The sequence below is a fragment of the Rathayibacter sp. VKM Ac-2857 genome (assembly GCF_013205025.1).
Taxonomy (GTDB): Bacteria; Actinomycetota; Actinomycetes; order Actinomycetales; family Microbacteriaceae; genus Rathayibacter.
Window position 1 is genome coordinate 1,179,342 of sequence record NZ_JABMLE010000002.1, and the last position, 14,274, is coordinate 1,193,615.

Below are 14,274 nucleotides of genomic sequence, written 5' to 3' on the forward strand. Positions count from 1 at the left end.
CCCTGCTTCACTGGACTGATGACCTCCCGCGCCGACCACCTCGCCGACTTCGCCGAGTTCCTCACCGCCTCGCCGTCCTCCTTCCACGCCGCGGCCGAGACGGCGCGGCGGCTGGCCGCGGCGGGGTTCACCGCCGTCGACGAGACCGCCGCGTGGCCCACCGCCGCCGGGCGCTACTGCGTGGTGCGCGATGGGGCGGTCATCGCCTGGCGCGTGCCGGCCGGAGCCACCGCGGTCACGCCGTTCCGCATCCTCGGCGCGCACACCGACTCCCCCGGCTTCAAGCTCAAGCCGCGACCGACGGTGGAGTCGAAGGGCTGGCTGCAGGCCGGCGTCGAGGTCTACGGCGGGCCGCTGCTCAACTCCTGGCTCGACCGCGAGCTCGAGCTGGCGGGGCGGATCGTCACCCGCGACGGCGCCGAGGTGCTCGTGCGGACCGGCCCGTTCCTGCGGATCCCGCAGCTCGCGATCCACCTCGACCGGGACGCGAACGACGGCCTCAAGCTCGACCGGCAGAAGCACACGGTCCCCGTCTACGGCCTGGGCGATGCGGAGGGGAACGACCTGCTCGAGATCCTCGCCGCGAAGGCCGGGCTCGACGGTGCCGCCGACATCGCCGGCTACGACCTCATCACCGCGGACACTCAGCCGCCCGCGCGCTTCGGGCTCGACGACGCGCTCTTCGCGGCCGGGCGGATGGACGACCTCAGCTCGGTGCACGCGGGGCTCGTGGCGCTGCTCGCGGCGGGCGAGGGCGACGCCGCCGAACCCGGGCACATCAGCATGCTCGCCGCGTTCGACCACGAGGAGCTCGGCTCGGCCAGCCGCTCCGGAGCGAGCGGCCCCTTCCTCGAGGACGTGCTCACCCGCATCGGCGCCGCACTCGGCGCGGGCGTCGACGAGCGCGCCCGGGCGATGGCCGGCTCCTGGTGCCTCTCCGCCGACGCCGGCCACTCCGTGCACCCGAACTATCCGGAGAAGCACGACCCCGTGAACCAGCCGGTGGCCGGCAAGGGGCCGCTGCTGAAGATCAACGCCTCGCAGCGCTACGCGACCGACGCGCGTGGTGCGGCGCTCTGGGCCGGAGTCTGCGCGCGGGCGGGTGTCGAGTTCCAGGAGTTCGTCTCCAACAACACCGTGCCCTGCGGCTCCACGATCGGGCCGCTCACCGCGACCCGGCTGGGGATCTCGACCGTCGACGTCGGGGTGCCGCTGCTGTCGATGCACTCCGCGCGCGAGCTGGCGCACGTGGACGACCTCGTGGGACTGACCCGCGCGATCGAGGCGTTCTTCACCGCGGCCGACTGACGCCGGCGGGCCTGTAGACCGCCGTCTCGACGGTGGGCGGATCTCGATACGCGCGCTGCGCGCGCTACTCGATCAGCATGGAGGGGGTGCTGCGCGCGCTGCCCGATCGGCATGGTGGGGCGCTGCGCGCGCTGCCGGATCAGCATGGAGGGGGCGCGCTGCGCGCGCTGCTCGATCGGGAGGCAAAGCGGCCTCTGCCTGATCATGCTGGTCGAGTAGCCCCGCAGGGGCGTATCGAGACCCGCCGTCATCAGCAGGGCGGGTCTGCAGACTCAGCGTCCTGACGGTGGTGGATCTCGATACGCCCGCTCCGCGGGCTACTCGATCAGCATGGCTTTTCCCATACGTACTAGGTGATCTTTCCTAAGCGACCCGCCGCCACGAGGGCGGCTCTGGAGACTCGACTTCTAATGCCGGCGGCTCTCGATACGGGCGTTGCGCCTGCCACTCGATCAGCAAGGGCCGGACCCGGCCCATTCGACGAGAAGTGTCGGTAAGGCTCGCGCAGAACAGCATTTCTCGTCGAATGGACGCGTCACTCCCGAGCGAGGATCGTCGCGGGCGGGCGATCAACGGGCTCCCCCGGATCGCAACCCCCTTGCCGCGCCACCCGGGCACGCGGTGCCCTGGGACATGCGCGAAGTGAAGCTCGTCCGTCTCGTCAGCCGTCTCGAGAACGTGGCCGCCCTCGATCCGCTCTTCGACCGGGTCAAGAAGGTGGTCGACGCGGTCATCCGCCCGCAGCCCGTGCGCGACGTGCTGCACGGCGTCCCGATCGGGCACCCGGTGCATCCGCTGCTCGTGCTCGTGCCCACCGGCGCGTGGGTGTCGGCGGCGGTCCTGGATCTGCTGCCCGGCAACGAGCGCGCCGCTCGCACCCTGATCGCCCTGGGCGTCGTCAGCGTGCTGCCCACCGCCGCCGCCGGCTACACCGACTGGTCCGAGCTGCACGAGCAGCAGAAGCGGGTCGGACTCGTCCACGCGGCGGCCAACGTGGCCGGGACCGTCCTCTACACGGCGTCCTTCGTCCAGCGCGTGCGCGGTCGGCAGGCGAGCGGGAAGGCGCTCGGCATGCTCGGCCTCGCCGTCGTCTCCGGCGGCGGCTACCTCGGCGGCCACCTCAGCTATCGGCAGGCGGCGGGAGCGAATCACACCGAGGACGTCCCGCACCGCTTCCCCACCGGCTGGCAGCCCCTCGGACCGCTCGCCGAGCTGCCCGAGAGCACCCCCGTGAAGAAGACCGTCGCCGAGACCCCGCTGCTCGCCGTCCGCCGCGGCGACCGCGTCGACGTGCTCTCGAACGTCTGCAGCCATCTCTCCGGCCCGCTCGACGAGGGCGAGCTCGGCGGCACCGGCGCCGACGCCTGCATCAGCTGCCCCTGGCACGCGAGCGCCTTCTCGCTCGAGACCGGCGAGGTCGTCCGCGGCCCGGCCACCTCGCCGCAGCCGCGCTTCGAGACGCGCGTCACCGACGGCCTGGTGGAGGTGCTGCTCCCGCACGCGGGCTGAGCGGGACCACCGCGCGCCTCACTCCACTCGCGGCCACTCGCTCGTCAGTGACGCCTCGATCGCCCGATGGCGGAACCCGTAGAGCTTTCCGCGGTCGATGATCCCGCGGACGGTGTCGAGCCGCTGCGCCGTCGTCCCCACCTCCGACGGCTTCGACAGACCGAGCGCGCGGGCGATCCGGGTGAGCTCCGCTGTCGACTGACGCGTGCGGTTCTGCAGGCCGCTGTCTCGACGGTGGGCGGATCTCCTTGGAAGAGATGCCCGCAGACATGCTGGTCGAGTAGCCCCGCAGGGGCGTATCGAGACCCTCCCACCCCAAGGACGTCGGTCTCTTCCCCGCCCTGCGCTGGCGCCGAAGGCGCCCCCTCCGCTCGATACGCGCGCTGCACGCGCTACTCGATCAGCATGGTGGGGCGCCCGCCGGTCGAAGTGGGGCGCCCGCCGGTGGGCCCCGTCATGCTGGTCGAGTAGCGCCCGAGGGGCGTATCGATCGGTGAAGCCGCTTCGCGTCTGGGTGACGGGGGAAGGACGCGGTTGCGCCGCAACATGCTGGTCGAGTAACGCCGGAGGGGCGTATCGAGACCCGCCGTCGTCAGCAGGGCGGGTCTGCGGACTCGACTTCTGACGCTGGTGGGCCTCGATACGCCCGCTGCGCGGGCTACTCGATCAGCATGACTGGACGCGAACCGGGCCTCAGCCGGCCAGGGGACCCCGTCAGCCGTCCAGTCGCCGGCGAGCGACGCGACGAATGGACGCGGACGGGGCTCTGCGACGGAAGCAGGCCCCGTTCGGGGTCCACTCGACGTCAGGGACGCGAGCCGGGTGCGCTTCCCAAGGGATGTCGTCACGACGCGCTCGGGCAGCGCTTCTCGTCCGACGGAGCCGGATAACGGGCGCCGCCTCAGCGGTCGGCTCGGTTCCCTTCCTCGGCGAGCACCGCGAGTTGCGCGCGGTAGTGCGCCAGCTGCGCGTCCTTGTCGGTCTGCGGGTCGCGCGGGAAGAGCGGGTCGGCGCGGGACCACTCGCCGGACGCGGGGATCCGGTGCTCCTCCTCGATCCACTGCGCGAAGGCGGCCGTCAGCCGGGCCGCCTCCGCTGCGCGCCCGAGGCGCTGCAGCGCGCGGACCGCAGAGACCGTCTGCCCGTCGAAGCGCGGAGCCGTCACTGTGCCGCCGGTCAGGCCCGCCGCCGCCTCCCAGTCGTCGCGGGCGCCGGCGTCGTCGCCGAGCCGCGAGCGCGCGTCGCCGCGGCGGAGAAGGAGGTCCGCGGTGCCGTCGAGCGGAGGGCGCGACTCGCCGAGGCACGCGGGCGGGGCGAGCGCGGCGCAGAGGAAGGTGAGGGCGTCGGTCGGCGACGAGGCGTCGGCGAGCGCGATCATCGTCGCGTCCCACACCTCGAGGACGCGGCCCTCGAGAACGCGACCGTCGAGCCCGCGACCGTCACGCCCCTCCCCCGGCGCGAACCGGCGCCCCAGCAGCAGCCGCTGGGCGCACCCGGCCCGGCCCGCCGCGACGAGCAGCGCGGCGTACTCGAGGGTCAGGTCGTCGCGCTCGAGGACGACGGCCTCGTTCTCCTCGAGCAGGGCGAGCCTCCCCTCGTGCCCGAGGTGCGCGCGGAGCCGGTCGTACTCGAGGAGGAGCTCCGCGTCGCCGGGGGCGATCGACCGCGCGCGCTCGACGTAGGCGAGCGCCGCCTCCGGATCGCCGTACGCGGAGCAGGACGCGGCCCCGAGGCCGCGCAGGGCGAGCACGCGCACCGAGGCCCTCGCGTCGTGCGCGGCGACGAACCACCGGGCGGCGAAGGCGTCCTCGATCCGGCCCTTCCGGTCGTACCAGTCGCCGAGGAGGAAGCGGGCGGTGGTGTCGTCGGCGCCGGCCGCCTCGAGCGCCTCGACGTCCTCGAGGCGGATCGCCCGGCGGCGCTCGAGCGGAGAGAGCCGGGCCGCCCGCCGCGCGGCCCGCGCCTGCTCCGTCCGGCCCTCGCGCTCGTGCAGGAGCGCGGCGTGGTACTGCGCCGGCACCCCGATCCGCCCGCGCGGGGCCTGCTCCTCCGCCTCGACCGCGAGGGCGAGCACGCGCAGCGCGTCGTCCGGCAGCCCCGCCGCCCGGTACTCGAGCGCCACCTCGACCAGCACGGCGGCGTCGTCGTCGGGGAGCGGCCGGCCGGCGAGGTCGCGGGCCCACGGGTCGAGCGGGTCCCGCTCGAGCAGGGCCCGGAGCAGCGCCGACGACTCCTCCTCCCGACCGGTCCGCCGGAGCACGGTGACGAGCAGCGCCGTCGCCCGCGCATGCTGCGCCTCGGTCGCGAGCACCTCGCGCAGCACGGCCTCGGCCTCCCGCGGTCGATCCGCCGCCGCGTGCAGCTGCCCGAGCGCGACGCCGGCCGGGACGCGCCAGGCCGCCGTCCGTCGCGCCGCGCCGAGGGCCTCGACCGCCTCGTCCACCCGCCCCTGCCGCGTGAGGAGCACCCCCAGCCGGTAGTGCGCCTCGGAGTCGGCCGGCCGCGCGCCGCGCGAGGTCAGCCGCTCGATCGCGACGCGGAGGTGGCGCTCCGCCTCGTCGAAGCGAGCGGCGTCGGTCAGCGTCCGCGCGAGCGCCACGAGGCAGCGGACGTCGCCGGGATCCCGCCAGACCGCCTCCTCCCAGTAGTGCTCCGGCACGCAGGCGGCGCGGGGACGCTCCTCCAGGTCGCGGCCGAGGAGGAACAGCTCGTCGTTCGAGTCCACGTCCTCGGGCAGGGGCGGAGGCGGGCCGGTCCTGGACGTTCGGCCGGTTCCGAGCTCGAGAATGGCAGCGTTGTCATTGCGCATGGATCCCATTGAAGGCGGATGCTGACGCACGGCGCAGGATTCATCCGAGGGAAGATCTGGACAGAACGCTGATCCGGCGGGCAAGCTCGCCGGATGAGGATCGGAGCGGGGTTCCCGGGGGAGACCATGCACGTGCTGCCCCGCCCCCGCGTTCGGGAGGCGCTGACGCAGCCGGGGACGGCGCACCTCCTCGTCACCGACTGCGGCCACTTCCCCGAGGCGCGCTCGCACGGGCGGCTGCGGAGCCGGCCCATCGCGGACGCCGTCGTCCTGGTCTGCACCCGGGGCCGCGGCTGGTGCACGACGACGGCGGGCACCTTCGCCGTGACCGCGGGGCAGGTCGTCCTCCTGCCGCCCGGCGAGCCGCACGGCTACGGAGCCGACGACGAGGACCCGTGGACGCTGTGGTGGCTGCACCTCACCGGCAGCGATCTGCCCGAGTTCCTCCGGGCGGCCCGCGCGACGGCCGACGCTCCGGTCCGGACCCTGTCCGACGTCTACGCCGCGGTCGCGCTGATCTCGGCGGTGATCTCGCACCTGGAGCGCGACGCGACGACGAACAGCCTGCTGGCCGCTTCGGGGGCCGCCTGGCACCTGATGGCGGTCCTCGCCTCGGACCGACCGCCGGGCGACGCGCGCAGCACTGCGCTGGACCGTGCCGCGCAGTTCCTCCGCGACCACCTCACCGAGAGCATCGAGGTCGCGGAGCTCGCGGCGATGGCGCGGCTGAGCCCGTCGCACTTCGCCGCGCTCTTCCGCCGCCGGTTCGGGATGCCGGTGCTGCGCTACCGGACCGAGCTGCGGATGGCGCGGGCGCGCGAGCTGCTCGACATGACGGAGCGGCCGATCGCCGAGGTCGCCGCGGCGGCCGGCTACGACGACTCCTTCTACTTCGCGCGGCAGTTCAAGCGGATCCACGGCCTGACGCCGCACGCGTACCGGACGCGGAACTGAGCGGCGCCGGATCGAGCGGCGCGGGATCGAGCGGCGCCGGGTCGAGCGGCGCCGGATCGAGCGACGCGGGCCGGGGCGACCCGGCCGCCCAGGACTCCCCCGCCTGCTCCGCCGCCCCGGACGCCAGGACGAGTCCGTTGAGCCGGCGCTGCAGCTCGACGTTCGCCCAGCCCGGGTGCTGCGGAGCCGAGTTGGAGCCCACGAGCGTGCCCCAGTAGCCGAGGTCGACGCAGCGCTGGACGGCGTGGGCGGCGAGGACCTGGCCGGCCGGCCCGTCCTCGAACTCCGCCTCCAGCGGCGTGTAGCCGATCCAGCCCTCGCCGACGACGGCGGGGATCCCGCGGCGCGCGGCCCAGATCGCGACCGCGCGCAGCCGGACGTCGATCGCCTCCCGCATCGCCACCTCGTAGCGGCCGTAGTGCGCGTACAGCCAGGCGTCCCAGGCGACCGGATCGACCTGGTCGTAGGCGTAGAACATGCTCGGGCTGATGCCGGTCGCCGCGAGCCGCCAGGGCTCGACGGTGTCGGCCTGCTCGTCGAAGGCGGGCGCGTCCTCGCGCAGCAGCGACCGCAGCTCGGCGCTCGGGAAGACCGGCGGCTCGGCCCGCACTCCGGCCCACTCCTCCAGCGCCGCGAGGACCCCGTAGACGTAGAAGTGCACGTGCGCGACCTGCGCGTTCTCGGGCACGGACTCCAGGTCGAGGAAGGGCGGGATCCCGTAGCAGACGGTCGACAGGACGTCCGGATGCTCCGCCTGCAGGATCTCCAGCGCGGCGGTCAGGTAGGGCTTCTGCGCCCAGAAGGTGTCGAGCCCCTCCGCGGGCACCTCGCTGAGACGCGAGAGATCGACCTCGTTGTGCACCTCGACGTAGGCGATCCGGTCGGCCAGTCCCTCGGCCTCGAGGAAGGCGATCAGCCGGGACTCGGCGCGGGCGAGGGCCGCGTGCCGCTCGGTCGGCGGGATCGCCGTCAGCATGTCGTGCCAGGACGAGTCGCTGAGGAAGGCGGGGCTCTGCTGGTACTCCCAGGAGGAGACGACGACGAACATGTCGTGCGCGGCGGCCTCACGGAACAGCTCGACCAGGCGCGCGCGCAGGTCGAGCACCGCGCCTCCCGCGGCGTCGTACCAGCGGGTGCCCCGGCCGACGTCGCCGCCCATGGTCGCGAAGCGCAGCCGCGAGGTGTCGAGCGAGTGCTCGCCGAACAGCAGGAGTGGAGCCGCGCAGACGCGGACGGTGTTGCAGCCGCGCTCCTGCGCCTCGTCGAAGGCGCGGCCGAGGTCGTCGAACGGCTCCCCCGGCGTGGTCCTCGTGTACCAGGAGAAGTCCCAGAGCGTGAGGGTCAGTCGCGGCGGCAGGTGGGCGGGCGGGCGGGGTGAGCGGGTCGAGCGGGTCATGCCGGGTGCTCCTTCGGGACGGAACGGCGCTCTCACGCTAGGCCTCGCAGCGCCCGATCCGTACGGGTGATCCTCCGGAGATGACTGGAGGATTCGCTGATTCTCCAGGAACCGCCACGAATTCCCGGTTCGCGCCACCTGGACGATGCGACGGTCGGACGACCAGTGCAGCGCGAGCGTGCAGACCGTCAGCCCCGCGGCCCCGCGACCGAGCCGCCCGGGCGCCACGGGCCGCCGATGCGCTCCTGCAGGAGCGGGGCTGCGGAGTCGGCGAGGCGGGCGAGCAGCGCCTCCACCCCGCGGCGCCCGAGCGCGTGGCCCGGCGCGACCAGCACGTCGAGCGCCGGGTCGGCGAGGTCGGCGACGTCGGGGTCGGAGGCGAGCAGGACGATCGAGAGGTCCTCGGGCACCCGCACGCCGCGGTGGCGCAGCTCGTGCGCGAAGCCGACCGCGGCGCCGCCGTTGATCACGAGGACCGCCGTGGCCGCCTCCGGGTCGAGCGAGCGGGCCAGCGCGCGTCCGCCGGCCGGCGTCTCCTCGCAGCGCAGCAGGACAGCGGTCAGCCCGCGGGCCTCCGCCGCGCGCTCGAAGGCCTCGCGCGTCCGGGCGTACGGGCCGAAGTCGGCGCCGCCCTCCGGTCCGACCACCAGCGCGATGCGGCGATGCCCGAGCGCGGTCAGGCGCTCGAGCGCCTCCTCGACCATGCCCTCGAAGTCGATGTCGACCCAGTCCAGCGCCGAGGGGTCGCGGGTGCGGCCGAGCAGGGCGAACGGGGTGCCGGAGTCGCGGAGGATCGCGACCCGCTCGTCCTCGGAGGTCACCTGCATCAGCACGACGCCGTCGAGCAGCCCGTCGGCGCGCAGATCGGCGAGCTTCTCCGAGCCGCCGACGGTGGGCCAGAGCACGATCGAGTAGCCGCTCTCGGCGGCGGCCTCGGCGGCGCCCGCGAGGAACGTGGTCGCCGTGTTCAGCGGGCGCGAGGGGACCAGCGGGTAGACGATCGCGATCATCATCGAGCGCCGGCGGGCCAGAGCGCGGGCCAGGGCGTGCGGGCGGTAGCCGAGCTCGCGCATCGCCTCGCGGACCCGGGCGGCGGTCTCGGGCGAGACCGGCTTGCTGGCGTTGACGACGAAGGAGACGGTCGCGATCGACACGCCCGCGCGCCGCGCGACGTCCTGCATGGTCGCCATCGCGTCTCCTCCCGGGTGCCGCGGCCCGGCGCGGTTGACGCGGGGGCGCGGTGTCCCGCAGTCTAGGAGCACTCGCCGGTAAAGCGCTTAACCGCTGCGCCGGCGCCCTCGACACCCTCCGACGAAGAAGGACCACCCGTGACCACATCCGCCGCTCCCCTCCGCGTCCTCGTCTGGGGCGAGAACCGCCACGAGCAGATCGAGGAGAAGGTCCGCACCCTCTACCCCGACGGCATGCACACCACGATCGCCGCCGGCATCACCGAGAACCTGGGCGAGCGCGCGAGCGTCTCGACCACCACGCTCGACGAGCCGGAGCACGGCCTCACCGAGGAGGTCCTCTCCGGCACCGACGTGCTGGTCTGGTGGGGCCACATGGCGCACGACGCCGTCGCCGACGAGATCGTCGAGCGGGTGCACCGCCACGTCCTCTCCGGGATGGGGCTGGTCGTCCTGCACTCCGGCCACTGGTCGAAGATCTTCGGCAAGCTGATGGGCACCACCTGCACGCTGCGCTGGCGCTCGGCCGAGGACCGCGAGATCGTCTGGACCGTCGACCCGACGCACCCCATCGCGCAGGGCGTGCCGCACCCCTTCACGATCCCGCAGCAGGAGATGTACGGCGAGTTCTTCGACGTCCCCGCGCCCGACGAGCTGGTCTTCCTCTCCACCTTCTCCGGCGGCGAGGTCTTCCGCTCCGGAATGACCTGGAAGCGCGGTCACGGGAGGATCTTCTTCTTCTCGCCCGGCGACCAGGACTTCCCCGTCTATCACCACACCGACGTCCGCCGCGTGATCGCGAACGGCGTCGAGTGGGCGCGCTCCGACCGGCCCGAGCGCTCGCTCCCGGTGCTGCAGCGCTACGAGTCCGGCGAGTTCTTCGCCGGCGAGGACTACCAGGGGGCGCTCGTCCGATGACCGTCCGTCTCGTCCAGGTCGGAGCGGGCGCCATGGGGCGCGCGTGGATCCGCACCATCCGCGATCACCCCGACGCCGAGCTGGTCGGCCTCGTCGACCTCGACGTCGAGCTCGCCGAGCGGGCCGCCGAGGAGGAGGGGGTCGGCCCGATCGCGGTCGGCAGCTCCGTCGCCGAGGTCGCCGCGCGCTCCGGCGCGGACGCGGTCGTCAACGTGACCGTGCCGCGCGCGCACCTGCCCGTCAGCAGCGAGGCGCTCTTCGCCGGGCTGCCGGTGCTGTCGGAGAAGCCGATCGCGCCGACGATCGCCGAGTCGCTGATCCTCGCCGCGACGAGCGAGGTCGCCGGGCGGCTGCTGATGACCAGCCAGTCGCGGCGGTACTACCCCGCGATCGCCGCGTTCCGCGAGCAGGTCGCCGGGCTCGGGCAGCTGGGGACGGCGTCGGTGACCTTCGCGAAGGCGCCGCACTTCGGCGGCTTCCGCGAGGAGATGCCGCACGTGCTGCTCGTCGACATGGCGATCCATGCGTTCGACGCGGCGCGCTACGTCCTCGACCGCGACCCGGTCGCCGTCTACTGCGAGGAGTACAACCCGGGCTGGAGCTGGTACGCCGACGGCGCCGCGGCGAGCGCCGTCTTCGAGTTCGGCGGCGGCGTCCGCTTCAGTTACACCGGCAGCTGGTGCGCCGACGGGCTCGAGACGTCCTGGAACGGCGACTGGCGCGTGACCGGCGCGGGCGGCACCGCGCACTGGGACGGCGAGGGCGCCCCCTCGTGGCAGGCGCGCGAGTCGGAGCCGGTGCAGACCGCGGCGCTCGAGCCCGGGCCGCAGGAGATCGCGGGCTCGCTCGCCGAGTTCGTGCGGGTGCTCGGCTCCGGCGCCGTGCCCTCCGGCGAGGTGCACGCGAACGTGCGGAGCCTCGCGATGGTCGAGGCCGCGGTGCGCTCGTCCGAGACGGGCGCGCGCATCCGGATCGACGACGTCCTCGAGGAGGGCTACGCCGAGGCCCTCGGCCTCGCGCGCGACGAGCGCGTGCGCGCGGCCCTGGCCGGCTGGGGCTCGGCGGCGGCGGGCCTCGCGGCCCGCTGAGCTCTGACGGCGAGGGCGCGCCGACCCATGCTGGTCGAGTAGCCGCGGCACGCGGCGTATCGAGACCCACCGTCACCAGCAGGGCGGCTCTGCAGACCTCACTTCTGACGCCTGTGGATCTACTTGGAAGAGACGCCCGCAGACATGCTGGTCGAGTAGCCGCGAAGCGGCGTATCGAGACCCTCCCACCCCAAGGACGTCGGTCTCTTCCCCGCCCTGCGCTGGCGCCGAAGGCGCCCCCTCCGCTCGATACGGCCGCTCCGCGCCCTACTCGGTCAGCATGCATCCGCCAATGGACCCGCGACGGGGCTCGAGCTCCGAGCAGCCCCCCGCACGCGTCCAGTCGCGAGCGCCGCCCCCCGCGAGTGGACGCACATCGGGCCCTGCGCTTCGGCCGGACCCCGTCCCGGGTCCACTCGCCCATGCTGGTCGAGTAGCCGCGGCACGCGGCGTATCGAGACCCACCGTCCTCAACAGGGCGGCTCTGCAGACTCCCCTTCTGACGCCGGTGGATCTCGATACGCCCGCTCCGCGGACTACTCGCCCGCGTCGGCAAGATCGGCATGCCCCCGCTCCATGCTGGTCGAGTAGCCGCGGCACGCGGCGTATCGAGACCCGGCGTCCTCAGCAGGGCGGGTCTGCAGACCACTGTTCTGACGCAGGTGGATCTCGATACGGCCGCTGCGCGGCCTACTCGATCAGCATGCTGGCGCCCGCGTCGGCAAGATCGGGATGCCCCGCTCCATGCTGGTCGAGTAGCCGCGGCACGCGGCGTATCGAGACCCGCCGCCCCCGGGCGTTCGCCCGCCGGACACCTGCGCGCGTCGGCGCGTTCACCCGGGGCGGCCAGCGTGGGCGGGTTCCTTCGAAACCGCTCAGGAGATCCGTGCCCCGTCACTTCGCCCCCCGCCGCACCGCCGGCGCCGCGCTCACCCTCGTCCTCGCGAGCTGCACGCTCGGCGCCGCACTGCCCGCCAGCGCCGCCGCCGGCGACTCCTTCTTCACCCGCGTCGCCACGGTACCCGCGTACCTCAACGCCGCCGACCCGGCCGTCGACTCCGCCGTCGCCGAGATCTCCAGCGCCTCGCCCGACGGCCGCCTGGTCTACTCCACCGACTCCGCGGGGCAGCGGATCACCGTCCTCGACATCAGCGACCCCGACGCACCGAAGCCCCTCGGCGGCGTCGGTGTCGGCGGCGAGCCCACCTCGGTCTACGCGACCGGCGAGTACGTGCTCGCGGTCGTCGACACCTCCGACGGCGACTTCGCCAACCCCTCCGGCCACGTCAGCGTGCTGCACGCGAGCGATCTCGCCCCGGTCGCGACGATCGAGCTCGGCGGCCAGCCCGACTCCATCGACGTCACAACCGCCGGCGACCTCGCCGTCATCGCGATCGAGAACCAGCGCGACGAGGAGTTCACCCCCGAGGGCGCCGAGGAGGGCGACCTCCCGCAGGCCCCCGCGGGCGAGCTCGTCGTGATGGACCTCACCGCCGACCCGTCCGCCTGGGTCGCCGAGCACATCGCGCTCACCGACCTCGCGGGCCTCGACACCCCGAGCGACCCGGAGCCCGAGTACGTCTCGATCAACCCGGCCGACACCGCCGTCGCGGTGACCCTGCAGGAGAACAACGCCGTCGCGATCCTCGACCTGGCCACCCGCACCGTCACCGCGTCCTACTCGGCCGGCACCGCCTCCGTCTCCGGCATCGACACGCTCGACGACGACCACATCGCGCTGACCGACTCGATCACCGACGTCCCCCGCGAGCCCGACGCGATCGGCTGGGTCGGCGACGACCACGTCGCGATCGCGAACGAGGGCGACTGGAAGGGCGGCACCCGCGGCTGGTCGATCCTCGACGCGGCCTCGGGCGACGTGGTCTGGGACGCCGGCAACACCTTCGACCACCTCGCGGTGAGCCTCGGCCTCTACCCCGACAAGCGCTCGGACGCGAAGGGCTCCGAGCCCGAGGGCCTGCTCTCGGCGACCTTCGACGGCGTGCCGTACGTCTTCGTCGGCGCCGAGCGCGCCAACTTCGTCGCGGTCTACGACGTCTCCGACCCCACCGCGCCGCGTCTCGTGCAGGCGCTGCCGTCCACGCCCGGGCCGGAGGGGCTGCTCGCCCTGCCCGAGCGCGACCTGCTGGTCGTCTCGAGCGAGACCGACGACGTCGAGGCCGCGGTGCGCGCGAGCGTGCAGCTCTACGCGCTCGGCGCCTCCTCCCCCGCCTTCCCGACGATCGCGTCGGCCGACGTCGACGGCTCGCCGCTGCCGTGGGGCGCGCTCTCCGGCCTCTCGGGCGACCCGGCCTCCGCTGATCGGCTCTACGCCGTGAGCGACAGCGCGTACGCGCCGAGCACGATCTACTCGGTCGACACGTCCGTCGTGCCGGCGCTGATCGACGCCTCGTTGACCGTCACCGAGGCGGGTGAGCCGGCCGCCCTCGACCTCGAGGGCATCGCCGCGCGCGAGGACGGCGGCTTCTGGGCCGTGACCGAGGGCGCGACCGGACCGGAGAACGCGCTGCTGCGCCTCGACGCCTCCGCCGCGGTGCTCGAGCGCATCGCGCTCCCCGCCGAGCTGGGCGACGCGCTCGGCTCGCAGGGCTTCGAGGGCGTCACCGTCGAGGCGAGCGAGGACGGCGAGATCGTCTGGACCGCGCTGCAGCGCGAGGCGTCGATCGACGCCGACGGGATCGTGCGGCTCGGCCGCTACGACGTCGCGGCCGGCACCTGGAGCTTCTTCGGCTACCCGCTGGAGGCTCCGTCCGGCGCCGAGGGCGACTGGAACGGCCTCTCCGAGATCACGCTGACGCCCGCCGGGACCCTCGCGGTCATCGAGCGCGACAAGCGCAACGGACCGGACGCGGCGCTCAAGGCCGTGTACACGGTGCCGCTGCCGACGGGGCCGGGCGCCGCGATCGGCGAGGAGCTCCCCGTGCTGGAGAAGACGCTCGCCGTCGACGTCCTGCCCGCGCTGGAGGCCGGCCACGGCTGGACGCAGGAGAAGCTCGAGGGCCTGGGCATCACCGGCGCCGGCGAGGTCTTCGCGGTGACCGACAACGACGGCGTCGACGACGCGAACGGCGAGACGGTGCT

At 73.9% G+C, this 14,274-nt stretch carries 8 protein-coding genes and 1 pseudogene; 6 read left to right on the top strand and 3 right to left on the bottom strand.

Going from position 1 to position 14,274, the window contains the following annotated elements; genetic code table 11:
* Window positions 1-18: 18 nt before the first annotated feature.
* Window positions 19-1,308, top strand: coding sequence for a M18 family aminopeptidase (locus HQQ86_RS12580; protein ID WP_173288496.1), 1,290 nt, complete (start codon window positions 19-21; stop codon window positions 1,306-1,308).
* Between the two features lie 633 nt (window positions 1,309-1,941).
* Entirely contained in the window at window positions 1,942-2,817 is an 876-nt protein-coding gene (locus HQQ86_RS12585) for a Rieske 2Fe-2S domain-containing protein (RefSeq protein ID WP_173288498.1), read from the top strand.
* A gap of 901 nt (window positions 2,818-3,718) precedes the next feature.
* Here the strand turns inward: HQQ86_RS12585 and HQQ86_RS12590 are convergent.
* Window positions 3,719-5,626 carry a lipopolysaccharide assembly protein LapB gene (locus HQQ86_RS12590; RefSeq protein ID WP_216845350.1) on the bottom strand — a complete coding sequence of 636 codons (1,908 nt, stop codon included), beginning with the start codon at window positions 5,624-5,626 and terminating at the stop codon, window positions 3,719-3,721.
* Window positions 5,627-5,719: 93 nt separating this feature from the next.
* Here HQQ86_RS12590 and HQQ86_RS12595 point away from each other — a divergent pair, with 93 nt between their 5' ends.
* The gene (locus HQQ86_RS12595; protein ID WP_216845352.1) at window positions 5,720-6,580 is read left to right on the top strand and encodes a helix-turn-helix domain-containing protein; all 861 of its coding nucleotides are present in this window, start codon (window positions 5,720-5,722) and stop codon (window positions 6,578-6,580) included.
* Here the strand turns inward: HQQ86_RS12595 and HQQ86_RS12600 are convergent.
* Window positions 6,531-7,976 (bottom strand): cellulase-like family protein, encoded by a 1,446-nt coding sequence (locus HQQ86_RS12600; RefSeq protein WP_216845354.1) that lies wholly within the window; start codon window positions 7,974-7,976, stop codon window positions 6,531-6,533. The two genes, HQQ86_RS12595 and HQQ86_RS12600, sit on opposite strands and share 50 nt — an antisense overlap.
* A 188-nt stretch (window positions 7,977-8,164) precedes the next feature.
* Window positions 8,165-9,166 carry a LacI family DNA-binding transcriptional regulator gene (locus tag HQQ86_RS12605; protein WP_173288502.1) on the bottom strand — a complete coding sequence of 334 codons (1,002 nt, stop codon included), beginning with the start codon at window positions 9,164-9,166 and terminating at the stop codon, window positions 8,165-8,167.
* Window positions 9,167-9,304: 138 nt separating this feature from the next.
* Between HQQ86_RS12605 and HQQ86_RS12610 the strand changes: the two genes are divergently transcribed.
* The 3 genes and pseudogenes from HQQ86_RS12610 to HQQ86_RS12620 all read left to right on the top strand — a co-directional run.
* Window positions 9,305-10,084: a ThuA domain-containing protein gene (locus HQQ86_RS12610; RefSeq protein ID WP_173288504.1), complete on the top strand. Its 780-nt coding sequence runs from the start codon at window positions 9,305-9,307 to the stop codon at window positions 10,082-10,084.
* The gene (locus HQQ86_RS12615; protein ID WP_173288506.1) at window positions 10,081-11,172 is read left to right on the top strand and encodes a Gfo/Idh/MocA family protein; all 1,092 of its coding nucleotides are present in this window, start codon (window positions 10,081-10,083) and stop codon (window positions 11,170-11,172) included. The genes HQQ86_RS12610 and HQQ86_RS12615 overlap by 4 nt, the downstream gene beginning before the upstream one ends.
* Before the next feature lie 1,480 nt (window positions 11,173-12,652).
* Window positions 12,653-14,230 (top strand): annotated as a pseudogene (locus HQQ86_RS12620) (esterase-like activity of phytase family protein); the annotation flags it as partial.
* Between the last annotated feature and the right edge of the window lie 44 nt (window positions 14,231-14,274).